This window comes from Salinivibrio sp. MA440 (genome assembly GCF_001996265.1).
Taxonomy (GTDB): domain Bacteria; phylum Pseudomonadota; class Gammaproteobacteria; order Enterobacterales; family Vibrionaceae; genus Salinivibrio; species Salinivibrio costicola.
In genome coordinates this window covers 1-26,286 of the sequence record NZ_MUFI01000029.1, presented here as the reverse complement: position 1 = coordinate 26,286, position 26,286 = coordinate 1, and the positions used below count along the sequence as shown (strand labels likewise).

26 protein-coding genes are annotated in these 26,286 nt (G+C 52.4%); 9 read left to right on the top strand and 17 right to left on the bottom strand.

The genetic code is table 11. The features are described 5' to 3' along the window. Positions 1–54: 54 nt before the first annotated feature. A complete protein-coding gene (locus BZG80_RS10210) occupies positions 55–426 on the top strand; it encodes a helix-turn-helix transcriptional regulator (RefSeq protein ID WP_021022740.1) in 372 nt (123 codons plus the stop codon). Between the two features lie 45 nt (positions 427–471). Here BZG80_RS10210 and ilvA read toward each other — a convergent pair whose 3' ends face one another. Genes ilvA through ilvG form a run of 5 tightly spaced genes read right to left on the bottom strand, consistent with a single transcriptional unit; the run spans position 472 to position 6,753 of the window. Continuing rightward, on the bottom strand, positions 472–2,031 hold the full coding sequence (ilvA, locus tag BZG80_RS10205) for a threonine ammonia-lyase, biosynthetic (protein WP_077576857.1): 1,560 nt from the start codon (positions 2,029–2,031) through the stop codon (positions 472–474). Between the two features lie 2 nt (positions 2,032–2,033). Beyond that, on the bottom strand, positions 2,034–3,875 hold the full coding sequence (gene ilvD, locus BZG80_RS10200) for a dihydroxy-acid dehydratase (RefSeq protein WP_077679279.1): 1,842 nt from the start codon (positions 3,873–3,875) through the stop codon (positions 2,034–2,036). 17 nt (positions 3,876–3,892) lie between these two features. Further along, positions 3,893–4,834: a branched-chain-amino-acid transaminase gene (gene ilvE / locus BZG80_RS10195; protein ID WP_077679278.1), complete on the bottom strand. Its 942-nt coding sequence runs from the start codon at positions 4,832–4,834 to the stop codon at positions 3,893–3,895. 18 nt (positions 4,835–4,852) lie between these two features. Beyond that, complete coding sequence (gene ilvM / locus BZG80_RS10190; protein WP_021022736.1) at positions 4,853–5,110, bottom strand: acetolactate synthase 2 small subunit; 258 nt, start codon at positions 5,108–5,110, stop codon at positions 4,853–4,855. Next, positions 5,110–6,753: an acetolactate synthase 2 catalytic subunit gene (gene ilvG, locus BZG80_RS10185; RefSeq protein WP_077679277.1), complete on the bottom strand. Its 1,644-nt coding sequence runs from the start codon at positions 6,751–6,753 to the stop codon at positions 5,110–5,112. The genes ilvM and ilvG overlap by 1 nt, the downstream gene beginning before the upstream one ends. A gap of 488 nt (positions 6,754–7,241) precedes the next feature. Between ilvG and BZG80_RS10180 the strand changes: the two genes are divergently transcribed. Next, positions 7,242–8,765 carry a YifB family Mg chelatase-like AAA ATPase gene (locus BZG80_RS10180; protein WP_077576860.1) on the top strand — a complete coding sequence of 508 codons (1,524 nt, stop codon included), beginning with the start codon at positions 7,242–7,244 and terminating at the stop codon, positions 8,763–8,765. Here BZG80_RS10180 and BZG80_RS10175 read toward each other — a convergent pair whose 3' ends face one another. From BZG80_RS10175 to def, 9 genes are all read right to left on the bottom strand, one after another. Then, positions 8,766–9,482 carry a thiol:disulfide interchange protein DsbA/DsbL gene (locus BZG80_RS10175; protein WP_077679276.1) on the bottom strand — a complete coding sequence of 239 codons (717 nt, stop codon included), beginning with the start codon at positions 9,480–9,482 and terminating at the stop codon, positions 8,766–8,768. Between the two features lie 32 nt (positions 9,483–9,514). Then, entirely contained in the window at positions 9,515–10,495 is a 981-nt protein-coding gene (locus BZG80_RS10170) for a serine/threonine protein kinase (RefSeq protein WP_077679275.1), read from the bottom strand. Positions 10,496–10,600: 105 nt separating this feature from the next. Beyond that, on the bottom strand, positions 10,601–12,028 hold the full coding sequence (gene ccoG / locus BZG80_RS10165) for a cytochrome c oxidase accessory protein CcoG (protein WP_077679274.1): 1,428 nt from the start codon (positions 12,026–12,028) through the stop codon (positions 10,601–10,603). 178 nt (positions 12,029–12,206) lie between these two features. Then, positions 12,207–12,482: a YihD family protein gene (locus BZG80_RS10160; protein WP_077576863.1), complete on the bottom strand. Its 276-nt coding sequence runs from the start codon at positions 12,480–12,482 to the stop codon at positions 12,207–12,209. A gap of 94 nt (positions 12,483–12,576) precedes the next feature. Then, a complete protein-coding gene (locus BZG80_RS10155) occupies positions 12,577–13,608 on the bottom strand; it encodes a GGDEF domain-containing protein (protein WP_077461773.1) in 1,032 nt (343 codons plus the stop codon). Positions 13,609–13,749: 141 nt separating this feature from the next. Continuing rightward, positions 13,750–15,126, bottom strand: coding sequence for a Trk system potassium transporter TrkA (gene trkA, locus BZG80_RS10150; RefSeq protein ID WP_077461772.1), 1,377 nt, complete (start codon positions 15,124–15,126; stop codon positions 13,750–13,752). A gap of 22 nt (positions 15,127–15,148) precedes the next feature. Next, entirely contained in the window at positions 15,149–16,435 is a 1,287-nt protein-coding gene (gene rsmB, locus BZG80_RS10145) for a 16S rRNA (cytosine(967)-C(5))-methyltransferase RsmB (RefSeq protein ID WP_077679283.1), read from the bottom strand. Between the two features lie 108 nt (positions 16,436–16,543). Next, positions 16,544–17,491, bottom strand: coding sequence for a methionyl-tRNA formyltransferase (gene fmt / locus BZG80_RS10140; protein ID WP_021022726.1), 948 nt, complete (start codon positions 17,489–17,491; stop codon positions 16,544–16,546). Between the two features lie 7 nt (positions 17,492–17,498). Further along, positions 17,499–18,011, bottom strand: coding sequence for a peptide deformylase (def, locus tag BZG80_RS10135; RefSeq protein ID WP_077679273.1), 513 nt, complete (start codon positions 18,009–18,011; stop codon positions 17,499–17,501). A gap of 117 nt (positions 18,012–18,128) precedes the next feature. On the opposite strand from def, the gene BZG80_RS10130 reads away from it, so the two are divergent. The 4 genes from BZG80_RS10130 to BZG80_RS10115 are packed head-to-tail and all read left to right on the top strand — an operon-like array spanning position 18,129 to position 21,344. Then, positions 18,129–19,184 (top strand): LysM peptidoglycan-binding domain-containing protein, encoded by a 1,056-nt coding sequence (locus BZG80_RS10130; RefSeq protein WP_077679272.1) that lies wholly within the window; start codon positions 18,129–18,131, stop codon positions 19,182–19,184. Continuing rightward, positions 19,174–20,283, top strand: coding sequence for a DNA-processing protein DprA (gene dprA / locus BZG80_RS10125; protein WP_077679271.1), 1,110 nt, complete (start codon positions 19,174–19,176; stop codon positions 20,281–20,283). The genes BZG80_RS10130 and dprA overlap by 11 nt, the downstream gene beginning before the upstream one ends. Before the next feature lie 2 nt (positions 20,284–20,285). After that, entirely contained in the window at positions 20,286–20,759 is a 474-nt protein-coding gene (locus BZG80_RS10120; protein ID WP_021022722.1) for a DUF494 family protein, read from the top strand. A 27-nt stretch (positions 20,760–20,786) separates the two neighbouring features. Further along, on the top strand, positions 20,787–21,344 hold the full coding sequence (locus BZG80_RS10115) for a DNA topoisomerase family protein (RefSeq protein WP_077679270.1): 558 nt from the start codon (positions 20,787–20,789) through the stop codon (positions 21,342–21,344). Here the strand turns inward: BZG80_RS10115 and BZG80_RS10110 are convergent. Both BZG80_RS10110 and purE read right to left on the bottom strand, forming a co-directional pair. Next, positions 21,341–22,489, bottom strand: a complete 1,149-nt coding sequence (locus BZG80_RS10110) for a 5-(carboxyamino)imidazole ribonucleotide synthase (RefSeq protein ID WP_077679269.1) — start codon at positions 22,487–22,489, stop codon at positions 21,341–21,343. The two genes, BZG80_RS10115 and BZG80_RS10110, sit on opposite strands and share 4 nt — an antisense overlap. A 5-nt stretch (positions 22,490–22,494) precedes the next feature. Continuing rightward, the gene (gene purE / locus BZG80_RS10105) at positions 22,495–22,977 is read right to left on the bottom strand and encodes a 5-(carboxyamino)imidazole ribonucleotide mutase (RefSeq protein ID WP_077679268.1); all 483 of its coding nucleotides are present in this window, start codon (positions 22,975–22,977) and stop codon (positions 22,495–22,497) included. A 178-nt stretch (positions 22,978–23,155) separates the two neighbouring features. Here purE and hemF point away from each other — a divergent pair, with 178 nt between their 5' ends. Genes hemF through BZG80_RS10090 form a run of 3 tightly spaced genes read left to right on the top strand, consistent with a single transcriptional unit; the run spans position 23,156 to position 25,158 of the window. Next, entirely contained in the window at positions 23,156–24,073 is a 918-nt protein-coding gene (gene hemF, locus BZG80_RS10100; RefSeq protein ID WP_077647449.1) for an oxygen-dependent coproporphyrinogen oxidase, read from the top strand. Positions 24,074–24,076: 3 nt separating this feature from the next. Then, a complete protein-coding gene (gene aroE, locus BZG80_RS10095) occupies positions 24,077–24,901 on the top strand; it encodes a shikimate dehydrogenase (protein ID WP_021022717.1) in 825 nt (274 codons plus the stop codon). Continuing rightward, positions 24,898–25,158, top strand: a complete 261-nt coding sequence (locus tag BZG80_RS10090; protein WP_021022716.1) for a DUF1488 family protein — start codon at positions 24,898–24,900, stop codon at positions 25,156–25,158. The genes aroE and BZG80_RS10090 overlap by 4 nt, the downstream gene beginning before the upstream one ends. On the opposite strand, the gene BZG80_RS10085 is transcribed toward BZG80_RS10090, so the two are convergent. Next, positions 25,155–25,694 (bottom strand): gamma carbonic anhydrase family protein, encoded by a 540-nt coding sequence (locus BZG80_RS10085; protein WP_077679266.1) that lies wholly within the window; start codon positions 25,692–25,694, stop codon positions 25,155–25,157. The genes BZG80_RS10090 and BZG80_RS10085 overlap by 4 nt on opposite strands. Between the last annotated feature and the right edge of the window lie 592 nt (positions 25,695–26,286).

Here is a 26,286-nt window from a genome sequence, read left to right as displayed (position 1 = left end):
TTGTGACGGGCTTTTGTTTAATACAGCTCGGGTAGCAGAGATGAGGCATGAATCATGGTGATTTCGACCGCGCATATGGCGCAACGGATCCGTGAAGCACGGGAATTCAGTAAAATCACTCAGGTAGAGATGGCGCAGCGTTTGAATGTCGCGCGGCAAACCTATCTAGATATGGAATCGGGGAAAACCGATCCAAAAATTCTAGCGCTGGTCACGATTGCAGAGATCACCGGTCGCCCTTTTAATTGGTTCGTGCATGGTGAGTCTGATGAGCGAGACATTGCCTTCACTCATCGTGACGATTTGGCCGCCTTAACCAGCTTGCTGAGTCAGTTGCCGCAAGTTGCGCGTCAAACCGTTATGGATAACGCACTATCAATTGCTGAGTATGTCGTATCAATGACGCCCGAGCCGCGAAACGAATAAACAAAAAGCCCGATAAACGTTATCGGGCTTTTGCTTATTTGGCGTCTATGTCGCCGAGTGGGAGAGGAAAAAACGAAAGGCGGGATTCGACGTTTCATCTTTCCATTCATAGCCGAGCTCGCGTAAATGCGCGGTAAATGCCAGCAAATCCTGGTCGCCGATCTCAAAGCCACATAAAACACGTCCGTAATCTGAGCCATGGTTTCGGTAGTTAAACAGGCTAATATTCCAGTGGGTGCCCAGTGTTTGTAAAAAATGCAATAGTGCGCCTGGGTATTCAGGAAATTCGAAGCTGTACAGGCGTTCATGGAGGTGGGTTGAGGGACGCCCGCCAATCATGTAACGCACATGAACCTTGGCCATTTCATCGTCGGATAAATCTTCTACCGGATAACCTGCTTGGCGTAGATCCTTGATTATCTGATCCAACTCTTCTTGGCCTCCCAGCAACCGCACCCCGACGAAAATGTTCGCCAGGTTTTCATCCCCATATCGATAGTTAAACTCAGTCACGGCGCGATCGCCCAAAATCTGACAGAAATTGAAAAAAGCGCCAGTGTGTTCAGGGATAGTGACGGCAAGTAGGCCTTCGCGTTTTTCCCCCAGCTCAGCCCGTTCAGAGACGTAGCGTAGCGAGTGAAAGTTGGTGTTGGCACCGGATAACACCGCCGCCATTTGCTTGTCTTTTAGCTGATGTTTTTCAACATAGTGTTTTAGTCCAGCCAGTGCTAACGCGCCTGACGGTTCGGAAATAGCACGGGTGTCTTCAAAAATGTCTTGTACCGCCGCGCAAATGGCATCACTGGACACCGTGATGCTATCATCAAGGTATTGCTGGCATAGCCGAAAGGATTCATCGCCGATGCGCTTGACTGCAACGCCATCAGCAAAGGTCCCAACCCGATCGAGGGTGACGGGAAAGCCAGCATCTAACGCCGCGCGCAGACAGGCCGAGTCTTCCGCTTCGACACCGATCACCTTGATGTTAGGCATCAGTTGTTTGATAAGCACTGCGACGCCGGCAGCGATGCCTCCGCCTCCGACGGGTAAGAAGACGTAATCGAGGTGACCATTTTGTTGCACTAGCTCAAGACCGATAGTTCCTTGACCGGCAATCACCTGTGGGTGATCAAAGGGCGGAACAAAGGTATAGCCATGCTCATCGGCAAGCTGTTGTGCTCTGCCTTTGGCGTCATCAAAATTATTACCATATAGTACCACTTTGCCGCCAAAGCCGCGTACCGCATCGACTTTAATCGCCGGTGTTGTCCGTGGCATGACGATGGTTGCTTGCACGCCAAGCTTGCTTCCAGATAACGCCACCCCTTGTGCATGATTACCGGCAGAGGCAGCAATCACACCGGCTTGCTTTTGCGCGTCGGTTAACTGGGCCATCATATTATGCGCGCCACGCAGTTTAAATGAATGAACCGGTTGACGGTCTTCGCGTTTGAGCTGCACCTGGTTATCGAAGCGCTCAGACAAGCGTTTCATGGTTTGAAGTGGCGAGGTGATCGCCACTTCATAAACAGGCGCGCGCAAGATATCCCTAAGGTAATCAGCACCGTCCATCGGTTGTGCGGGTAAAGATTGCGCCTGTTGCATGCTTACTCCTCCAATTTACTGCGATCGCGCACCGCGCCTTTATCAGCACTGGTGGCAAGGGTGGCATAGGCTCTTAAGGCGTAAGAAACCTGACGCTGGCGATCTTTCGGTTTCCACCCTCTTGCCTGCGCCTTTTCTCGGCGTGCAGTGAGGGTGGCTTCATCTACCCGCAAGCTGATTTCACGGGTCGGGATGTCAATGTGAATGCGATCACCGTCTTCAACGAGGGCGATGGTGCCGCCGTTAGCTGCTTCGGGTGACACATGACCAATGGATAGCCCGGAAGTGCCGCCAGAAAAACGGCCATCAGTGAGCAGGGCGCACGACTTACCCAGCCCCATCGATTTTAAGTAGGTGGTGGGGTAGAGCATTTCTTGCATCCCTGGTCCACCTTTGGGTCCTTCATAGCGAATCACGACCACATCGCCGGCTTTGACTTCTCCACCGAGAATCGCTTCCACGGCGGTATCTTGGCTTTCGAAGACCACCGCGGGCCCTTCGAAGGTCAGAATGCTCTCATCCACGCCGGCGGTTTTGACGATACAGCCATTTAAGGCGATATTACCTTGTAGCACGGCAAGGCCACCGTCTTGGCTGAATGCGTGCTCGAGGGTACGAATACAACCATATTGACGGTCATCATCCAGAGTGTCCCAACGACAGCGTTGCGAGAAGGCTTGGGTGGTACGGATGCCCGCCGGCCCTGCTCGATAAAACGCTTTGATGTCTTCATCGTCGGTTTGCATGATGTCATAGTGCGCCAGTTGCTCTTTAAGGCTCATGCCCAGCACAGTTTGCTGGTCCATATTCAGTAAGTTGGCGCGTTGGAGTTCGCCGAGGATCCCCATCACACCACCGGCGCGGTGCACATCTTCCATGTGATACTGCTGGGTGGAGGGTGCCACTTTGCAAAGATGAGGGACTTGGCGTGACATGCGATCAATATCATCCATACCAAAATCGATATCGCCTTCTTGAGAGGCGGCCAGCAAGTGCAAGACGGTATTGGTTGATCCTCCCATGGCAATATCGAGCGCCATGGCGTTTTCAAACGAGGCGCGGTTGGCGATATTACGCGGTAGGATGCTGTCATCGTCTTGCTCGTAATAGCGCTTGGCCAGCCCGACAATCCGTTTACCGGCGTTGATAAACAGTTGTTCACGATCTGCATGAGTAGCGAGCATGGATCCATTACCGGGTTGGCTGAGCCCCAGCGCTTCGGTTAAACAGTTCATCGAGTTGGCAGTAAACATCCCTGAGCATGAGCCACAAGTGGGGCACGCTGAGCGTTCAATTTGCTCGCTTTGCTCATCAGACACATCTGGGTTGGCCCCTTGCATCATGGCATCGACCAGATCGAGTTTAAGGATTTGATCGGAAAGCTTGGTTTTCCCCGCTTCCATCGGGCCGCCAGAGACAAAAATAACGGGCACATTTAAGCGCATGGCGGCCATTAACATGCCTGGGGTAATTTTGTCACAGTTGGAAATACAGACCATGGCATCGGCACAGTGGGCGTTGACCATGTACTCGACCGAGTCAGCGATAATCTCACGCGAGGGCAGTGAGTAGAGCATGCCGCCGTGGCCCATGGCGATGCCATCATCCACTGCGATGGTATTAAATTCTTTGGCAATCCCGCCGGCTTGTTCGATTTCTCGCGCCACCAGCTGGCCCATATCTTTGAGGTGGACGTGCCCGGGCACAAACTGGGTAAACGAGTTCACCACCGCGATGATGGGCTTGCCGAAATCATCATCTTTAACGCCGGTGGCACGCCATAGTGCGCGTGCGCCTGCCATGTTGCGACCGTGGGTGGTCGTTTTGGAACGATAGGTTGGCATATTACGACTCCTTTGCCTTATGCGCGCTGGTCGGGGTGAACGGGATCAAGCCAGCCCCATTTGTCTTCGGTAGTGCCATCAAACAGGCCAAAAAAGGCTTGCTGTAGTGAGGCGGTGATCGGGCCTCGTTGACCTTCACCCACTGTAATTTGGTCGACGCTGCGAACGGGGACGATTTCAGCTGCGGTTCCCGTCATAAACACTTCATCGGCCAAATAAAGCGCTTCACGTGCAATCGACTCTTCGCGAATCGTTAGCCCTTGTTCTTTCGCCAGGGTGATGATGGAATCACGCGTGAGCCCCGGCAAAATCGCGCTGGTGGCCGGTGGGGTACTGATCACGCCATTTTTGACAATAAAGAGGTTCTCACCGGCCCCTTCGGACAGATAGCCACGCACATCCAGTGCAATGCCTTCTGCGTAGCCATGACGACGGGCTTCACCACCTACCAACAGAGAGGATAAGTAGTTGCCGCCAGCTTTGGCCGCGGTTGGAATGGTATTGGGGGCGGCACGGTTCCAGCTAGAGATCATGGCATCGACCCCTTGTGCGAGGGCGTCTTCGCCAAGGTAGCTTCCCCAGCTAAAGGCAGCGATGATGATGTCCATTTGTGTATCAGGTGGCGGGCAGACCCCTAGGCCAACATTGCCGACAAAGCCAAGCGGGCGAATATAGGCGGAGCGAAGCTGGTTCACGCGCAGGGTTTCTCGGCAACCTTCCATCAGCGCATCCACGCTAAATGGGATCGGAAAACGATAAATCTTCGCCGAGTCTTTAAGGCGCTGCATGTGTTCGCGATGGCGAAATACCACGGGACCGTTTGGGGTGTCGTAGCAACGTATCCCTTCAAAGACTGAGGTGCCATAGTGCATGGCGTGGGTGAGTACGTGCACAGTGGCATCCTGCCAAGCGATCATTTCCCCGTTAGACCAAATATAATCAGCGGTATTTGTCGACATTCTTTTCTTCCTTTTTGGTTATGCGCGTAGGGACTGTGTAGTCGAAGAGGCCATCATGACCTCTGCCACGTCCCATAGCTTAGTCAGTTGTGGCCGCAAGGTCTCGATCGCGCGTTGGCTTTCGACGGTGACATCAAAAATTACCTGTCCCGAGTCCGAAGGCATTGACATCGTAAACTGGCAGACGGTAAAGCCACGATGACGGATCACGCGCAACACGCGCTCCAACAACTCAGGGCTGTGGGTGGCATGAATTGAAAATTGGTGTTGTGTCATCAGCTTTGCTCCATCATTTGTTGGTTGGCTGCCCCAGGCGGTACCAGTGGCCATACATTTTCCATTTCGTCGATGGCAACATGCAGCAAATACGGGCCCTGATGTGTCATCAAGGTGTTGAGGGCGCCCTCGACCTCGTCTTTGCGCTGGATACTGTGTCCGGGTATATCAAAGGCGCGCGCGAGGGTGAGAAAATCCGGATTGTCAGACAGGTCGGTCTCGCTGTAGCGTTGATCGAAAAACAGCTGCTGCCATTGACGAACCATGCCTAAACGCTGGTTATCAAGCAGAATGATTTTAACGGCGATCCCTCGGCGTTTGAGTGTGCCCAGCTCTTGAATATTCATCATAAACGAGCCATCTCCGGTCACTAACACCACCTCATCATTGGGGCGAGCGACTTTGGCGCCCATTGCAGCCGGTAAACCAAAGCCCATAGTGCCCAGCCCTGCTGAGGTTAATAGATTCTCTGGCCGTGATGGGAGTACATGTTGCGCGACCCACATCTGGTGCTGGCCGACATCGGTCGCGACCACCGTACTGGTTGGCATACGTTGTGAAAGGTTGTTCAGCAGTGCCGGCGCATAGATGGCCTCACCTGGGTGGTCATAACGCCACGTGTGCGTCGTTTGCCAGGTGGTGATTTGAGCGCGCCAATCAGGCGATGTGTCAGGGTTTTCTAGGGTGGGAAGCACGAGATTGAGCGGGGCGCAAACCGGTGCTTGTGCGCGGCGCAGTTTGTTGATTTCCGCCGCATCGATATCGATATGCACCACGTTAGCGTGGGGGGCGAATGTATCGAGCTTGCCGGTGACTCTGTCATCAAAGCGTGCGCCGATGACAATCAGCAAATCGGATGCTTGCACTGCCAAGTTAGCGGCTTTGGTGCCATGCATGCCCAACATGCCTAGATAATACGGATAGTGCGGTGCGACGGTGCCTAAGCCTTTTAAGGTACTGACCACAGGCAGTTCACTGCGCGCTAAATAATCGCGCACTGCTTGAGTGGCTTTGCCTAACACCACACCGCCGCCGAGATAGATCATAGGGCGCTGACTGGCTCGGATAAGCGCATTCGCCTGGTCGATATCTGTCTTGTTGAGTGGCGCGATATGTGGCGTGGTGATTTGGACTGTAGTCTCAGGGATCAAGCCTTGCTGTACGTCTTTGGCGATATCGACGAGCACGGGGCCCGGTCGACCTGATTGTGCCACTTCAAATGCTTGTGCGAGTGTGGGGGTGAGCTCAGCGGGATCGGTCACTAAAAAACTGTGTTTGGTGCAGGCTAACGATAAGCCCAGCACATCGATTTCTTGAAAAGCATCGGTACCGATAAGAGGGCTAGCAACCTGGCCGGTGATGGCCACAATAGGGACTGAGTCCATCATCGCATCGGCAAGCCCGGTCACGAGATTGGTGGCGCCAGGGCCTGATGTCGCAATGCATACCCCAGGACGGCCACTGGCTCGGGCATACCCGATCGCAGCCATGGCGGCGCCTTGCTCGTGGCGACAGAGGATATGTTCCACCCCACCGTCAAAAAGGGCATCGTAAACGGGCATGATGGCGCCCCCAGGATAACCAAAAACGGTATCCACCCCTTGTTGTTGTAACGCTTTTACCACCCATTGTGCACCGGTCATCGTCGCCCCTCCCCGTCTAAGCGGGGAGAGCAGGGTTGCGAATAACCTGTCTCTGCGCGCTCCATCATGATTGCTTCCGTTGTCGCGTGGCATCGCCACATGAATGAAAAAAGCCCCCGAACCTTTGGGTTGCGGGGGCTTGGTTGCGATGTTGCTGCTGTCTTTCGCGTACCTACACCCCTCGCGGAATAATGACCACGATGAGGCGAATAATGAGAACGATAGCGAAATTTAACATTTGTCTGTCTTATCYTTTATTGGGCCCATTTTATGAGCGTTTTGTTAATTATGTTTTTGTTTATGCCTGCTTGTTGCAGGTCAGTCACGGAGCCGATCTATCGCCGAGTCTCGTGTTTAATTGTTGTGCATTTGTAGTGGTATCACAGACCTCACTCGCATGACAAGAAAAAATTACTCTCAATCACAGATTAGCGCGGCAGTATAAGAGCTGGGTTTCATAGCGATGACAGTAAGCGGAGTGGGAAAATATGGCATTGGCGATAGTTCACAGTCGAGCCTGTGTCGGTGTAGAAGCGCCGAGTGTGACCGTAGAAGTACATATATCCAATGGTTTACCGGGGTTTGCGCTGGTGGGCTTACCGGAAACGACGGTCAAAGAAGCCCGTGATCGGGTACGAAGTGCGATTGTGACTTCTAATTTTGAGTTCCCCTCGCGCCGGATCACCGTCAACCTGGCCCCAGCCGACTTACCTAAAGAAGGGGGACGATTTGATTTACCCATTGCGCTTGGGATCTTGGTGGCGTCGGGACAGTTGCCAGAAAAGCGTTTAAACGCGTTTGAGTTTTTAGGTGAACTGGCGTTGTCGGGGCAATTACGGCCGGTTAAAGGCGCATTGCCGGCGGCGCTCGCCAGTCAAAAAGCGCAGCGAGCCCTGGTGGTGCCGGATGATAATGCCAATCAGGTGGCGCTGGTAGACAATGAGCGGCATGTGTCAGCGCCCGACCTGATTGCCGTGAGCCAACACCTAGCCGGCCAGCAAAGTTTATGTTTAAACGCTGTCCCTGCCGTGAATGACACGCCAGCGGTGACGCGATGCTTACGCGACATTATCGGTCAGCAACAAGGTAAGCGGGCGTTAGAAATTGCCGCCAGTGGATCTCATAACTTACTTTTTGTGGGCCCTCCCGGCACTGGGAAAACCATGCTTGCGTCGCGTTTATGTGACTTGCTGCCACCGATGAATGATGATGAAGCGTTAGCCTCAGCCGCCGTCACCTCTTTGACTCAACAACCTTTGCATGAGGGTAATTGGCGTCAGCGCCCTTTCCGTAGCCCCCACCATTCCAGCTCCATGGCAGCCTTGGTCGGAGGCGGCAGCGTACCGCGCCCTGGTGAGATTTCGCTGTCTCACCATGGGGTATTATTTCTTGATGAAATGCCGGAGTTTGAGCGTCGCGTACTCGATGCGTTGCGCGAGCCGCTTGAGTCTGGCGAAATTGTGATTTCGCGCGCCAATGGTAAAACCCGGTTTCCGGCTCGCTTCCAACTTATCGGTGCATTAAACCCGAGTCCAACCGGTCATCATGAAGGTGAATTGGCCCGGTCTAACCCACAACAAATTCTGCGTTATTTAGCGCGTTTATCTGGCCCACTGTTAGACCGATTTGATATGTCCATTGATATTCCCGCACTGCCACGAGGCTGTCTTTCTAGTGGCGGAGAACGCGGTGAGTCAACATCGACGGTAAAAGCGCGGGTAGCGGCTGCGCGTGAGCGTATGCTGGCACGCCAAGGAAAGGTGAATGCGTTGTTGAGTAATCAAGAAATGGAGCTGCATTGTCAGCTCGTTCAGGCTGATGCGGCGTTTTTAGAGCAGGCTTTACATCGATTGGGGTTGTCCGTTCGGGCCTATCACCGCATTATCAAGGTAGCACGTACCATTGCCGATCTTGGCGGCGACGCTCAGATCTCACGCTCTCATTTAGCGGAAGCGCTGGGATATCGGGCGATGGATGGCTTATTGCGCCATCTCAACGCCCAAGTCAGCTAATTACTTTTGGGTCAGTAAAAAGTTGATCAACTGGAAGTATTCTTCCGGAGTTTCTACTGTTTTGGGTGTCACGTGATATTTGCCGTTGACGATCACCGCAGGCACACCGCGCAAGCCCGCTTTTTCGAACGATTGGTCGAAACGCTTGGCCATGGAGTTCGCGGCAAAGCTGTTGTAAGCGCTGTCAAATTCTTTGCCATCAATGCCGTTATCGACAAACATTTGGCGAACCTCCGCCAGTGATTTCGGTGGGTTTTGTGCCGCATGAATGCGATCAAACATCACCGGAATAATGGTTTTTTGTGCATCGAGCACAACCGCCGCTGCGTAGGCGCGTGTTACCACACTGCCCATCTCGCCGCCCATAAAAGACACATGGTGTTTTACCACTTTCGCATTATCAGGCACTTGTTGTTTGAGCTGCTGGACCAGTGGTTCAAACTGATAACAATGTGGGCAATAGAAAGAGAAAAACTCGGTCACTGTTGGGGAATCAGTTGCCGGCATCTCTAGCACCTGGTAATCCTCACCAGCTTTAAAGCGGCCTGGTTTAGCATCCGCTACCTCAATCGGTGTTGCAGGCTCTGCCGACTCCGTTTGCGTCTGCGTGGTTTCGGTTGTTGGGGTGGTGTCTGGTGATGTCTGCGTCACGCTCTCAGGCTCAGAGCACGCGGTTAGGCCTACGACCAGTAGCAAAGGCAACAGTTTTTTAAACATGATTGAATGACTCTCCGTTATCGATTGAGCGCTTACGGATACAGTGTAAGCGGTGGTGCTTCAAGGGCGGCAAGCTGTTCTTTAAAAGCGAGCACCTGACCTTCCCAGTATTTTGCATCAGCAAACCAAGGAAATGCACGAGGAAACGCCGGATCTTGCCAGCGTTTTGCCAACCAGGCCATGTAATGCACCATTCTCAGACCACGCAATGGCTCGATCAGTTGCAATTGGTCGGTGGGGAATTCACGAAATTCACGATAACCCTCCGCCAAGGTGTCGAGTTGGGCGAGCTGATCGGCGCGACTGCCGTTTAAAAATAGCCATAAATCTTGCATCGCGGGACCGTTACGGGTGTCATCAAAATCCACAAACAGCGGACCGTCGCGCCACAGAATGTTGCTGGGATGGCAATCGCCATGGAGCCGAATCACGGGCCACTCCGTGTGCCATCGCGCCGCGATGGCATCGATTAATCGGTCGAGATCAGAGAAGAATGTCGCTTGCAGGCTTGCTGGGATCAAGCTGGCTTCTCCTAGCTCGCGGCGTGGCTGATAAAGGTGGCTGTCGAGATCAAATTTAGCGCGAGTTTGAAAAGGCTTAGCGGCGCCCATTTGGTGGATACGACCCAGGTAACGGCCGACCGCTTCGAGCTGATCCCAATTGTCCACTTCAAAGCCGCGACCGCCCACACTGGGGAATAAGGCAAAGCGAAAGCCTGACGCGTAAAAAAGACTGGTTCCCTCTCGTTGAATCGGCGCAACGACGGGAATATCTGCGTCAGCTAGCTCGCGGCAGAAAGCATGTTCTTCATGAATTTGCGCATCGGACCAGCGAGCGGGCCGATAGAACTTGACCACATAGCGCTGGCCATCATCGGCGACAAACTGGGCCACCCGATTTTCATAGCTGTTCAGCGCGAGTAGGCCGGATTGAGGAAAAATACCGACCGATTCAATCGCATTTAATTGAACGTCGGGAGTAAGAGCATGAAAGTCAAAGCCTATCTCGGTCATACGCCACCTGAGAATGACAAAAGAAACGTTATAGTAACAAATAAAAAGGGCGCTGCCTGCGCCCTGTTTAGTTGTCGTGAATGGTTGTTGTGGTGAATTGGCCGATTACAGATCCGTGATAAAGCGGCTTTCTGCCGTTACCCTTTTTTGTTTGTCGCCTGATTCACGCTCCATCACAAAGGTGATGTCGGCAATGCGTTGCTCCATCTCGTACGTATCGACTGCCAGACTAATCGGCAGTGAGAAAACCTCACCCGCCTGTACATTAACGGATTGTGGCCCGTGCCATGTCACCTCATCCAAGCCTTTAACCGACAGCTGATATACGTCGTCTGTCTGCGTTTTATTTAAGATTTTTAAGGTGTAGGTATTTTCAACCAGTCCTTGGTTGTTAATGCGATACAGTTGATTACGGTCGCGTATCACATCCAGCTCCATCGGCATGACCGACATCGCCAGATAAATAAACATTGCAGTCACAATAACCATGACCGCCCCATAACCCACCAGTTTTGGTCGCATGACCGCGGTTTTCTTTCCTTCGAGCTTGTGCTCGGTGGTGTAGCTGATTAGGCCGCGCGCGTACCCCATGCGATCCATGGTTTCATCACACGCATCGACACAGGCACCACAGTTGATGCATTCATACTGCAAACCATCACGAATATCGATACCTGTCGGACACACTTGCACACATAGGTTGCAGTCAATACAGTCGCCTAATCCTAATGCTTTGGGATCTTTCTTACGTGGGCGAGGCCCGCGTTTTTCGCCGCGTTTGGCATCATAGCCAACGATAAAGGTGTCTTTATCAAACATTGCGGACTGAAAGCGCGCGTAGGGGCACATGTGAATACACATGATCGATCGCATCCAGCCCGCATTCCCGTAGGTACAGGCAGCAAAGAAGATCACCCAAAAGCCGACCCAAAAGCTAGTATCGAACGTGACTAAATCGACCGCGAGCGATTGCACGGGAACAAAGTAACCGACAAATGTGGCGCCGGTGACCAGAGATATGAGCCACCAAGCCGCATGCTTCGCGGCTTTTCGCGCGGCCAATGCCGGCGTAAGTTTGAGCGAGTCTTGTTTTCGGCGTTTGTTGGCCGCCCCCTCCAGCTTTTCTTCAAACCAGATAAAGAGAAAGGTCCATACTGTTTGCGGGCACAAATAGCCACACCACACCCGGCCAAGAAAAGTGGTAATAAAAAAGAGGCCGAAGGCGGCGAGCATCAAAAGTGCAGCCAACAAGGTCAGGTCTTGTGGCCACAACGTGGTGCCGAAAAAATTAAACTGTTGATTGCCTATATCCAGCAAAATGGCTTGTCGGCCTTGATACGGGATCCAGGGCGTTAGCAGAAACAGCAGCATAAAGAACCAGCCCATGTAACGGCGCATTCGCTGGTAATAGCCTTTCACCGCGCGCACATAAATGCGATTACTCGGATTAAAGCGATCGTCATTACCTTTATGGGTTTTGGGATTGTATTCTTTTGCAGTCACGTCTTTGACGTTAATTTTTTTATCGCTCATGACATTGGCTTTCCTTGGGATAGCGGGTCCATGGTGCATTGCCAGGCCCTAATTATCATTGTGCCTGTGATTGTAGCGCAGCAAACGCCGTGAATACGCTACCAGAGTCATAGTTTGCGATACAGCCACAAACTGAACGAATTCCAGCTATAACAGACGATTAGCGAGGGTCACTGACTCACTCTTTTGTTGGGGTAATGCCTCTCGCCCGTAAAATAGCGGCTTTAAAGTCGTCTTCATTGTCTTTTGCAAGGCCAGGAATAGGCGCGTTGCTATCTTCTAGTCGCATTTTGAGTTGATAGATCAAGGTGTCGTCCGATAGCGTTGTTAAGTCATCGCGATGACCGGCCTCTTGGGCAATCAGATTGAGCATGGTCATGAGCGAGTGATCGGGCGTTTGTTGCCAAGATTGGTTCAGTAGATCGAGCAACTCGTTGATACGATGGCAGTGCATGGTGGTATCCTTAATGTGGCACGTAAAAAATACCATTTTGCCCGACGGCGAGCGGTGAATACTTAGCCAAGATCAAATTCCTTTCAGGCGAGAGTTAATTTATCGGCATCACACGATTACGCCCGAGGTTTTTGGCCTTGTAGAGTTGTTGATCAGCACGGTAAATGAGATCGGCGCCAGATTCGCGAGCATGCTCGTCGTACTCTGCGACGCCCATGGACACGGTAATATGATCCAATGTTTGGCCACGACGCCGGTCTTTTATCACCATTCTATCGATAGCGGCACGTAGCGTTTCAGCGGTCCGTTTTGCGCTGTTGAGGCGTCTTTTAGGTAACAGTAGCGCAAACTCTTCGCCGCCGTAGCGGAACGCTTGTACGCCTTCTCGGCAGTAGTCGAGTAATCGCTTGGCGACCTGCTTCAAAGCGATATCGCCGAGCACGTGACCGTATGTATCGTTAAGTTGTTTAAAGTGATCGAGGTCGACGAGGACTAAAGCAAACGGCCAGGTTTGTGCGTTTTCGGTGTACGCATTGAGCTCGCGTTCAAAGGCGGCCCGATTGAGCAGGCCGGTTAAGCCATCATGGGTGGCTTGCTCGGTCATCTCTGCGAGGTTTTGTTTTAGTTGGGCAATTTCTTGCTGGGCATCACTCAGTTGGTGTTTAAAGTAGCGGGTCGATTGAGTCAGAGCTTGCGAGTCTTTCACTACATTACGGACAACGGCGATGGTTTCATCAATGGACAACCCTTCGTTTTCAACGCGAGACAGCTGTTCGAATGTTTTGTCGAGTACCGAGTGAAACGCGTCTGTGTCCTGAAGCGTGTCAGACATCGAATGACTCATCTCCGTCATCATTGACTCAAGGCTTTGCTTAAGGCTGCCAATGTTCTGGCTGTGTTTATCCGCCATATGCTTTTGATACAAGATGTCGCTTTGAAGAGGACTGCACGTGCCATGCTCATGGACGGTGGTATCGACGTCAGCGGTGAGCTTTGCATCGGTATTGGCGACGTAGGTGTACCATAGCGCGTAGTTGGTCGGTGTCGTGGGCACCTTATATTTCATCATCAAAGGGACCGCTTTTTTGAGAAATACGGTCGATTGTTGAAATTGATCGTCTGACATGGCGGTCCTTTCTGCTAAGCAACATAGATAGGCACTTTGTTCAGTGTATACCCAAAGTGACAGGAGTGGCAGCGTTGAGATAAAAAGCGTGAGCCTGCAGACACGGATGTCTGCAGGCTTGTGTTGGCGCAATAACGGGTGTTAAAGAAAGAACGGGCTGGGTTGGAATAGGCGTTCAACATCCGGAATGTATTTTTTATTCACCAAGAATAACACCACATGATCATCTTGCTGGATCACGGTTTTATCATGGGCAATCAATACTTCATCGCCTCGTACAACCGCACCTATGGTCGTGCCCGGTGGTAACTTTATCTCGCCAATTGCCCGGCCAACCACTTTGGACGTTGACGCATCACCGTGCGCAATTGCTTCAATTGCTTCAGCGGCGCCGCGTCGTAATGACGACACATTGACAATATCGGCGCGGCGTACATGGGTGAGCAACGCCGAAATCGTCGCTTGTTGGGGGGAGATGGCAATATCAATCACCCCACCTTGAACCAAGTCGACATAAGCACCGCGTTGAATCAGCACCATGACTTTTTTTGCCCCTAGGCGTTTAGCGAGCATTGCCGACATAATATTGGCTTCATCTTCGTTGGTGACCGCGATAAAGACATCAATCTGCTCAATGTGCTCTTCGCTGAGTAATTCCTGGTCAGACGCATCGCCACAAAAAACGGTGGTTTCTTCTAATAGCTCAGCCAAGTGTTCAGCACGAGCTGGATTGCGCTCAATTAACTTCACGCTGTACTGGCGCTCAAGTGCCATGGCTAGGCCAGCACCAATATTCCCCCCACCCACAATCATGATGCGTTTGTAAGGCTTTTCGAGGCGCTGCAGTTCACTCATCACTGAGCGGATATGGTTGCTGGCGGCGACGAAAAAGACTTCATCATCGGCTTCGATAATGGTCGTGCCTTGGGGGCGAATCGGGCGGTCACGCCGAAAGATAGCGGCAACACGGGTATCGACATGCGGCATGTGCTCGCGCAGTGCTGAGAGCGCTTTGCCGACCAAAGGCCCGCCGTAATAGGCCTTAACAGCCACCAGGCCCACTTTTTTGTCGGCAAAGCTGACCACTTGTAACGCGCCTGGGTATTCAATTAAGCGACGAATATAATGCGTCACCAGCTCCTCTGGGGCGATAAGGTGGTCAACCGGACAGGCGTCACTGTTAAACAGTTGCTCTTTTACCGCGAGATATTCAGGACTTCGGATCCGAGCAACACGATTGGGTGTGTTAAAGCGGGTAAAAGCGACCTGACAAGCGATCATGTTTGTTTCATCGGAGTTGGTTACGGCAACCAGCATATCCGCATCTTGCGCGCCAGCCTCTTGCAAGGTCGACGGATGGCTGGCAAACCCGTGTACAACACGTAAGTCGTATTTATCTTGCAGTTCGCGAAGCCGTTCTGGGGCGCGGTCAACAATGGTGATGTCATTGTTTTCTCCGACCAGATTTTCTGCCAAAGTACCGCCGACTTGGCCTGCACCCAAGATAATGATTTTCATGTTGTTGTTACTCCCTGCCTCGTTACTTGCCGGTTGGCTTTTTTAGGCATGCGTAATAGAAGCCGTCCATGTCGTGTTCTCCGGGGAGAATTTGTCGTCCTGGCTGGTCGTGGGTGCCGGTGCGCAATATTGCTGTTGGCTCGCGAGTTAAAAAGGCGCGAATTTGTGTCGCGTTTTCATCCGGTAATACCGAGCAGGTCGCGTAGACCAGCGTACCGCCTGGCGCCAATTGCTGCCACATTGCGTCCAAAATCTCCGCTTGTAACGTGACCAAGGCTTGAATATCGCTATCGCGTCTTAGCCATTTAATGTCCGGATGGCGACGGATCACACCTGTGGCCGAGCAGGGCGCATCCAGCAAAATGCGATCAAATGCTGGGCCCGAATGCCAAGCGCTCGGCAAGCGAGCATCGGCGTGTTTCACCTCAGCATTAAGCCCTAAGCGCGATAGGTTCTCTTTGATCCGCGACAAGCGATTTTCATCGGCATCAATGGCAGTGACGATCGCATCAGGCTGATGTTCAAGAATATGACAGGTTTTGCCACCGGGGGCGGCACAGCAGTCGAGAATGTGCTCTGCTGAATCGGGCTGGAGGTAGTCGACAGCGAGTTGTGCGGCGGCATCTTGTACCGATACCCAACCTTGGGTAAAGCCTGGCAAACGTGTTACGTCGCACGGTGCGTCGAGCTTGATAGCGTCCAAAGCTTGGGTGTGCGGAGAACCAGCGATACCAGCCGCTTGCAGTTCAGCAAGGTAACTTGCCTGAGTATGATGCTGGCGGTTTACGCGCAACCACATGGGGGCTTTTTGATGATTCGCCGCGATAATCTCTTGCCACTGGTTAGGGTAGGCCTGTTGAAGACGCGTTAATAACCAGCTGGGATGGCAGTGTTGCCCGGCGGACTCGGCTTGACTGGCATCATCGAGCGAGGCTTGATCGCGTTGATAGTTACGCAATATCGCATTGATAAGGCCACGTAACTGCGGACGCTTGAGTGTTTTGGTCGCGTTGACCGTTTCCGCCACCGCGGCATGGGCCGGAATACGCATATAGCCGAGTTGATAGAGGCCAACGAGTAACAGGTGATGAAACACACGTTGCTTACCTTTTAATGGTTTGTCCATCAAAGCTTGCACGATATGCTCTAAACGCGGCAACCAACGTAAGGTGCCGTAGCAGATCTCTTGCAGTAATGCCGCATCCCGTGGTGCGATGTGCTGCTGCGCAAGTGGCAGTTGCTGCGAGAGGGATTGGCCTTGATCGACCACTTGATATAGAACGCGGGCAGCCGCGGCTCTTACATTCATATGTTTACCCATTAAAAGGCCAAAATGGCATCAGACGATAGCGTCGCCTGTTACATTAAAAAAGGCCAGCGTACTGGCCTTAAACGATGTTGCTACAAAACGCACCCTTTATACTAATTGGGTGCCGGTTTCAAACCACTCGCGACGCGCATTGAGCAGCTCGTGAGCCTGCATGGCTTTCTTGCCCGGTGGCTGTAGGTGTGTCAGCTGAAGAACACCTTTGCCGGTCGCAATTTGAATACCGTGTTTATCAGTGTTAATGACGGTCCCCGGCGCAGCATCAACATCAATATCGAGTGCGTTCGCGCCCCACACTTTGATATTTTGCTCACCTAAGGTGAAAAAACTCACCGGGCGAGGATTGAATGCGCGTACACAGCGTTCGATAAACGCCGCGTCTTGATGCCAATCGATATGAGCTTCTTGCTTGGTTAGCTTTTCGGCGTAATTGGCTTTGGCGTCATTTTGCGGTTCAGCCAATATAATGCCGTTGGCCATATCATTGAGGCAGTCAATCAGTGCCTGTGGACCCAGCTCAGCCAAGCGCTCATACAGACTGCCACTGGTTTCTTTGTCATCAATCGGTAAGGTGGCGATTTTTAACATGTCACCGGTATCGAGCCCTTCATCCATCTGCATGATGGTGACGCCGGTTTCGTTGTCGCCTGCCCAGACCGCTCGCTCAATCGGTGCGGCCCCCCGCCAACGTGGCAAAATTGAGCCATGCACATTAACGCAGCCCAATCTTGGGATCGTTAACACGGCTTTCGGCAAAATAAGTCCATAGGCGACCACCACCAGAACGTCGGCATCGAGCGCGGCTAACTCGGCCTGTGCCGTTTCGTCACGCAACGTACGAGGCTGGTATACCGGGAGTGCATGTTCAATCGCCAGTTGTTTAACTGGGCTCGCCGTGAGCTTTTTGCCCCGTCCTGCTGGTTTATCTTCGCGGCTATAGACCGCAATGACCTCATGCTCACTGTCGAGTAAGGCTTGTAAATGGCGCGCGGCAAAGTCCGGCGTGCCCGCAAATACTATACGCAGCGGTTTGCTCAAAGTGACCTCAGCTTGCTTTTTGGTTAGCGCGTTTGAGTTTTTCCATTTTTTGTTTGATGCGTTGGCGCTTCAATGGTGATAGGTAATCAACGAATAGCTTGCCTTCTAAGTGGTCAAGCTCATGTTGAATACAAATCGCCAGTAAGTCGTCTGCGTCGAACTGAAATGGATTGCCGTCACGATCGAGTGCTTTGACCGTCACTTCGGCTGCTCGAGGCACTAAGGCACGTGAGCTCGGCACAGAGAGGCACCCTTCTTCAATACCGTCTTCACCGCGCTTTTCGATAATTTCAGGGTTGATCAGCACCATAGGCTCGTCACGCGTTTCTGATACATCGATCACGACCATGCGTTGGTGAAAATCAACCTGAGTAGCGGCAAGACCGATACCGTCTTGGTCGTACATGGTTTCAATCATGTCATCGGCCATTTTCTGGATCTCAGGGGTAACGGTATCCACCGGTTTCGCAACGGTGCGAAGGCGCTCATCTGGAAATGTTAATACGTTCAGTAAAGCCATAACGTCTCGCAAAAATTGAACTGTGCCGAATGCGGCACGGGATAATTGGGTTAATTCTAGACATTTTGCCAGCCAATTGACAGCATCAGCGCGTTCTGTCTGACAAGGAAGACGACGATGACAAAGAAACTGTGTAGGCTTGCTATGGCAGTCCTATTGACAGCGCTACTCCCGTTCAGTGTGGCGGCACAAAAGAGTGAAACACGTTATACCGTTGAGCGTGGCGATACGCTTTGGGATATTGCCGCCACCTTTTTTGCTGACCCTTGGCATTGGCCAAAGGTATGGTACGACAACCCAAGTATAAAGGATCCACACCTTATCTATCCGGGCGATACGTTGACGCTTAAGTGGCAACAAGGGAAACCGCATCTAACGTACCAAGCCTCTCACACGATAGCCGCAGACGAACCGGCATCGCCTGTGCCCAGTGTTGGGCCCTTACTCTTACCCCACCTAGCACAAGATACCTTGATTGAGAAAGCACGATTAGTTGCGTTACCCAGGGTGTTGGGCTCGCCTGAGGGGCGTCGCCTTTTATCGGCGGCAGACACTGTGTATATCGATGCCGCATTACACGCGATCGATTGGCAGGTATATCGGGTCGCGCACACCTTTTCGCATCAACGCGCAGATCAAACGGCTGATAATCGCCCACAAATGGTTAGCTTGACGCACGTGGCCAATGGTTCAATCACCGACGTGGCGTCGAACTATAGCGTGATGACACTGACTCAGGTCAATCAAGAGATACGACCCAATGACGTGCTATTGCCGGCCCCCGACCGTGTTCAGGCGCCATTCTGGCCTTATCCAGCGAAAACCAAAGCGACCTTATTGGGTCACCTTTACGGCAGTGAATACGTGGCTCAAGGGCAGTTAGTCGTTCTGGATAAAGGGGCAAAGGCGCAGGTTTCGGCCGGGCAAGTATTTGAAGTTACTCAGTCTGGAAAACAGGTCGTGAATCAGCCAGGTGAGTACCAGTATCAAGCACAAGCCGATAAAACCCCACCTGAGGTCACTGTATTACCGAACGTCAAAGTCGGTGAGCTGATGGTTATCCGTTCCTATCCATGGATGAGTTTGGCTGTCGTACAGCAAGCCACTCAGCCGATTAAAGCGGGTATGCAGGCGATTCCACCTTCAAGCGCTCGGATCAGTCATGAAAGATGAGACGTTATACGCGTGGTTAACCTTGGCTCAAGTGCCACGGCTACGGGCCAGGCAACGTCGAAAACTCTTATCGACATGGCCGGTCGAGGCTATCCATCAGCAATCTCAGCAGGCGTTGGCCGCGATTGGATTAAGTGAGGATCAATGCCAGGCGATATGCAGCCCAAATCAGGCGTTAATCAATGCGAGCTTGCGCTGGGCCGAGGCGCCCGATTGCCACTTATTGTGTTTTGATCATCCCGCTTATCCCTCGTTGTTAAAAGAAATCGCCAGTGCGCCTCTCATTCTCTATGTTCAAGGTGATCCCAGCGCCTTAGCCAAGCCCCAGCTCGCCATGGTTGGCAGTCGTCATGCCACCCAGTCTGGATTGACGACGGCTTATCACTTTGCCAAACAGTTGGCCGACTACGGGTTGACCATTACCAGCGGTTTAGCCTTGGGCATTGATGGGCGGGCGCATAAAGGTGCCTTAGACGGCAAAGGACAAACATTGGCGGTGCTCGGCAGCGGGCTAGGGCGTATTTATCCTGCACGTCACCGTGACTTAGCCAGCCAGATTATTACGCAAGGGGCGTTGGTGTCCGAGTTCTGGCCAGATGCGCCGCCACGGGCGGAACACTTTCCTCGTCGTAACCGTCTGATCAGTGGCTTATCAGCGGGCGTATTAGTGGTGGAAGCGGCACCACAAAGTGGCTCATTGATTACGGCGCGCTACGCACTTGAGCAAAATCGAGGAGTGTTTGCGATCCCAGGCCCAATCGATCAGGTCCAAGCGCGTGGATGCCATCAATTGATCAAGCAGGGCGCAACCTTGACGGACAGTGTGGATGATATTTTAAGTGAAGTAGACAGTTTGGTTCAGTTTGCAGTGAGCCAACAAAGCGAATTATTTAGTGATGCGCCCAAGTTAGATGCCGATCAAGGATTGCCATTTCCCACGCTGTTGGCTAACGTAGGGACTAACGCGACGTGTGTCGACGTACTAGCTGAGCGCTGCAACCAACCGGTTCACGAAATCATGATGCAGTTGTTAGACTTAGAACTCCAGGGGCTTGTAGCAGCAGTACCCGGTGGCTATGTCAGAACGAGGAGGGGCTAGCCATGATGGACATTCTTATGTACCTGTTTGAAACCTACATCCACAGCGATGTCGAGGTCATTATCGATCAGGACGAGTTAGCGGATGAATTGTCCCGTGCGGGTTTTCATCAAGATGATATTTATAAGGCCCTAAACTGGCTGGAAAAATTAGCTCAGTTACAAAACGCGGATAAACAGCCCTATCTAACAGGCAGTGCACAGAGCTCGATTCGTGTATTCACCGAGCAAGAAACCCGTTTTCTCGATCAAGAAAGTCGAGGTTTTTTATTGTTTTTAGAACAAGCTGGGGTGCTGTCACCAGAAACGCGTGAGATGGTGATCGATCGGGTGATGGAATTAGAAACGCAAGAGTTTGGTTTGGATGATCTAAAATGGGTGATCCTAATGGTGCTGTTTAACGTGCCAGGTAATGAGCGCGCGTATACGCAAATGGAAGACATGCTGTACGACGCACAAGAGGGGTACGTGCATTAACGCTTATCAATGACAGTAAAGGTGTGAATGAATACAGATAACACCCCGAAGACCCAGGAGCGCTGCCCGGAATGTGGCAGCGCTCTTGCGTTTAAATCGGGCAAACGAGGCCCGTTTCTGGCCTGTACGGCCTATCCAGACTGCCACTATACCAAAGCGTTACACCATGGTGATGGCCATGTGGTGAAAGCGCTTGGCGTGACCTGTCCGGCGTGTCAGCAGGGAGAGTTGGTGCTGCGCCAAGGTCGATTCGGCATGTTTATTGGCTGTGATCAGTTCCCGCAATGCACGCATATCGAAAAACCAGATGAACCCGATCACACCACTCTGACCTGCCCAGCCTGCCACAAAGGTGAGCTGGTGGAGCGTACCTCGCGTTACGGAAAGCGCTTTTTTGCCTGTGATCAGTACCCCAAGTGCCATTTTGCCGTTAACGCACAACCGATAGCCGGCACCTGCGAGCAATGTGGCTTTACGCTGCTAGTGGAGCGTAAGAAAGGCGGGAAGACTGTACGTCAATGTGCCGATAAGCCCTGCAGCGCGATTCAAGATGAATCGGCTGCAGAGTCGGAGAGTGAGGATTAATCGGCTTGTGCGGCCAGTGCTAACGCGGCGGACTGTAAACCGTGAAAGGTGTCGTCGGGCAGGTAGCTGGCGAGGCTCGCTAACTTGGTGGCAAGCTCGGCGTTCGAGGTGGCCGTGACATTGATATGGCCCACTTTGCGCCCCGGGAGAGGCGTTTTGTTGTACCAATGCACATGGGCGTCGCGATAGGTCGCAAGCGGGACACTACCTTGACCCAAAATATTGATCATCGCAGCGGGCTGAACTAAACGGGTAGCGCCAAGCGGTAGGCCGCTGACCGCACGCAAGTGGTTTTCAAACTGACAACAGGCGCTACCTTGCTGGGTCCAGTGGCCCGAGTTATGGACTCGAGGTGCGATTTCATTCACCAGCAAGCGACCGTCAACATCAAAAAATTCGACCGCGAGCACACCCACATAATTGAGTGTATCGGCAATCTTTTTCACCATTTCAGCCGCTTGTAACTGCAAATCCTGTTCGTCAGGCCGTGCCACCGACAAAGTCAGTACGCCGTTGTGGTGATGGTTTTGGGTTAGGCTGTAGCTGGCAAATTCGCCATTGGCACCACGTACACCAATTAGTGACACTTCACGCTCAAAAGGGATCATGGCCTCAGCAATGATCGCCTGGCCATCGCGCTGCTCGGGCGCGGCAAGAAAGGCGTCCAATTCGGCCCATAATGCGCTGAGATCATCACCATCACGATAGCGCCATTGCCCTTTGCCGTCATAACCATCGAGCGTGCTTTTTAACACCAAGGGCGCGCCCAGTGCATCGACGGCCTTTTCCAAATCCGCCTGTGTATACACCACACGGTATGGCGCGTTAGCCACCCCAGCTTGCATCAATAAGGCTTTCTCTATTTGACGGTCTCCACCGGTTAAAATTGCCTGCGCACTGGGGCGTAACTTTCCGCTTTGCTCGCATTGATGCAAAATGTTGGCAGGAATATGTTCAAATTCAGCGGTGATAATATCCGCGCCGGCTATCGCGGTATCGAGCCCTTGACCGAGTGGCTGCTGGGTTAAAGGATGGATAATGTCGCCGCTGCGCACATCATAAGCACTGACGATAAGATTGAGCGGCGCGCCGGCTAATGCCATCATCCGGGCCAGTTGTCCCGCGCCTAACACCAGAATATTCATGGTCGTTACCCTTGTGGGTTAGGCTGAGCGAGAACGGCCTCGGTTTGCGTTTGGCGAAACGCATCCACTTTTGCCATCAAATTAGAGTCGGCCGTGGCGAGAATTTGTGCTGCAAGGAGGCCTGCATTTGCGGCGCCAGCGTCACCAATAGCAAGCGTGCCCACTGCCACGCCCTTGGGCATTTGAGCAATCGAAAGCAATGAGTCCATGCCTTTTAACGCTTTCGACTGGACCGGTACGCCGAGTACGGGCAGGCTGGTGTGTGCGGCAGTCATCCCGGGTAGATGGGCGGCACCACCGGCGCCGGCAATAATCACTTTAATACCGCGCTCAGCCGCTTGCTGGGCATAGTCGGCAAGTAACTGTGGCGTGCGATGGGCGGAGACAATACGGGTTTCGTAAGGGATAGCAAAGTGATCCAACATAGCCGCTGCATGTGTCATGGTAGGCCAATCGGATTGCGAGCCCATGATGATACCGACAGTCATAATACGTCCTTCTTGATGACAAGCGTGAATAAGTTAAGCTGAGCGTGGTGCGAATTATACCCAGATTTCATCGCAAGGAAAACGTTTGCGTCAGCGGTGGGATATGAAATTCCGTCAAGATCCCACTGCGTGGATCAGGTAAAGTACACACATAGTCTCAGTAACAAAGGATGTGAGCGTGGCACACGGTCAGTCGACAATTGATAAGCAAGCCGTGAAGGCTTTTTTCCTCCAGCTTCAAGATGATATTTGCCAACAGCTTGCGCAACAAGATGGTCAAGCGCACTTTATTGAAGATGCGTGGGAGCGTGAGAAAGGGGGCGGTGGCCGTAGTCGCGTCCTGCGTCAGGGCCACGTGTTTGAACAAGCGGGAGTGAACTTCTCGCATGTATTTGGCGATCAAATGCCTGCTTCGGCGACAGCACACCGTCCGGAGCTCGCCGGGCGCTGTTTTGAGGCCATGGGGGTGTCGTTAGTGATCCATCCTCATAACCCATACGTGCCAACCTCACACGCGAACGTGCGGTTTTTCATTGCCGAAAAAGAAGGCGCTGATCCTGTGTGGTGGTTTGGCGGTGGCTTTGACCTCACGCCTTTCTATCCGTTCGAGGAAGACTGCCAGCACTGGCATGAGACCGCCAAAGCCTTGTGCGCGCCCTTTGGTGATAGCGTGTACGCTGATCACAAAGCATGGTGCGATCGCTATTTTTATCTGCCCCATCGCGATGAAACCCGTGGCGTCGGCGGGCTTTTCTTTGATGATTTGAACCAATGGCCATTCGAACAGTGCTTTGCCTACACCCAAGCGGTTGGAAAAGGTTTTATCGATGCCTATCTGCCGATTGTACAGCGCCGCAAAGCTACGCCCTATGGTGAGCGTGAACGCGATTTTCAGCTTTACCGTCGCGGACGCTATGTTGAGTTTAACTTGGTGTATGACAGAGGCACGCTATTTGGCTTGCAAAGCGGTGGGCGTACCGAATCTATTCTGATGTCGATGCCGCCGATGGCGCGTTGGGAATATAATTGGTCACCTGATGACGATGCGCCGGAAGCGAGACTCTATCGCGACTACCTTAAACCGAGGGAGTGGTAACCAATGACCGATCGTTATTGCGTGGTCGGCCACCCGATTGGCCACAGTAAGTCGCCGCAGATCCACGCCGCGTTTGCGACACAAACCCAACAAGACATCGACTATCAAGCCATTGAGGCGCCGCTTGAAGGCTTTGTGACCACCATGCAGGCGTTTTTTGCGCAAGGAGGGCGCGGCGCCAATGTGACCGTGCCTTTTAAACAGCAAGCGTATGATTGGGCTGATACACTGACAGAGCGTGCCCGCCGCGCCGGTGCCGTGAATACGCTGGTTAAGCAAAGCGATGGCTCTCTACTCGGTGATAACACCGATGGCGCCGGTTTGGTGACTGACTTACACCACCACCATGTGGCACTGCGCGATAAGCGCATTATAGTTGTGGGAGCGGGCGGTGCCGCACGGGGTGTGTTGCTTCCTTTACTGGAGCAAGCGCCAGCATCGCTGATGATTGTCAATCGCACTGAGCAAAAAGCCCAGCAATTAGCCGCTGCATTTGGTGAGGCCGGACCGATCGCCAGTCATGCCGTGGATAAACCTGTGGCGGCGCCTGTTGATGTGATCATTAATGCGACCTCGGCGAGCTTACATCAAAGCTATCCCCCTCTCCCGCAAGGAGCGATTGGCCCAGCGACCACTGTCTATGACATGGTGTATCAAGCTGGCAGCACAACCAGCAACCAATGGGCGCAACGCCAAGGAGCAGGGCGGTGTTTAGACGGCTTGGGCATGCTGGTGGAACAAGCGGCGGAAAGCTTTGCTATATGGCGCGGCTGTCGGCCACAAACCGAACGTGTGCGCGAGCAGTTAAGAGAGGCACTCAATCGATGAATCAGTCCCTTATTCTGGCTGCGGACGAAGCGCAGGTCGATACGGCAAAGGCCCGTGTTTGTTTTTACGGCCAGCTTAATGGTGCATTGCTAACATGCGCTGTCCGCTTTACCACCTTATCTGCGCTCGCCGGCTGTGCGGTGGACACGGATAATGCGCAGGCGATCGTCGAACAGGTATGGTTTGATATTGAAGAGCAAATGGAAGCGGCCATCGAATCAGAAGCATTTGAACCCGATGGCAGCTTGGTGATCTAGTGCTCGCAGCGGTAGATGTCTTTGGTGTCGACATAGTTTTGCGCTGAGCGGGCAAAATAAGCACGCTCTTTGTCAGTGAGGGGGCGGACCTGTTTGACCGGTGAGCCAACATAAAGGTAGCCGCTCTCTAAGCGTTTTCCTGGTGGGACTAAACTGCCAGCGCCAATCAGCACTTCATCTTCTATGACAGCGTCATCAAGAATAATCGTCCCCATTCCCACGAGGACTCGGTTGCCAATCCGGCAGCCATGCAACATAACCTTGTGGCCGATTGTCACTTCTTCGCCAATGATCAGCGGATAACCTTGTGGGTTTTCGGCATTTTTATGGGTGACATGAAGGACTGAACCATCTTGTACATTGGTTCGTGCGCCAATCTGGATATGGTTCACGTCACCACGCGCCGCAACCAGCGGCCAAATACTCACATCATCGCCTAGCGTAATATCGCCAGCCAATACACTGGATTCATCAATATAGACGCGTTCGCCAAGCTGAGGTGTTATGCCTTTAAAGGCGCGTCGCTGTTTTGCCATCACAAATCCCTCTTTGATCTCTATATAATGTCGAATAATGGCGAGTTTGCTGTCAGTTTTACACTCTAGTGAGTAAAAAAACAGCGAGTGACAATTTTTTCAAAAAAAACACCTAAAAAGGGTTGCCAATCTGATCAGCTTCCCTATAATGCGCCTCCATCGACACGGCACACAGGGCAAGCGCTCAGCGCTATGTTGACGTAAAAAATCAAATAAAAATAAACGCTTGACGTGAGTTTTTAAAAGATTAAGATAGCCGTCCACTTAACGCCAAGCGTTAGGGGAGTCAAAAAGAGGTTTTATTTCCGGCCTGAGGGTTGAAAATAAAAGATAAAATTTCTTCTTGACTTTAACGGTAAGGCGCGTAAGATACGCAGCCCTGACCAAGCGAAGCGCAGMTTCGCACAGTCAAYGCTCTTTAACAATTTGACCTATGCAATCTGTGTGGGCACTCGTTGAGAATAGACAAAAAGATTTATTCGATGAACTGAGTGACCAATACGATATAACTTTTAGTTATTCGGCACAGTCAATTCGTTTGTCTCGCAAGAGAYGAACAAAACAGTATTTATCGAGCCGTTTGTCTTTTCTT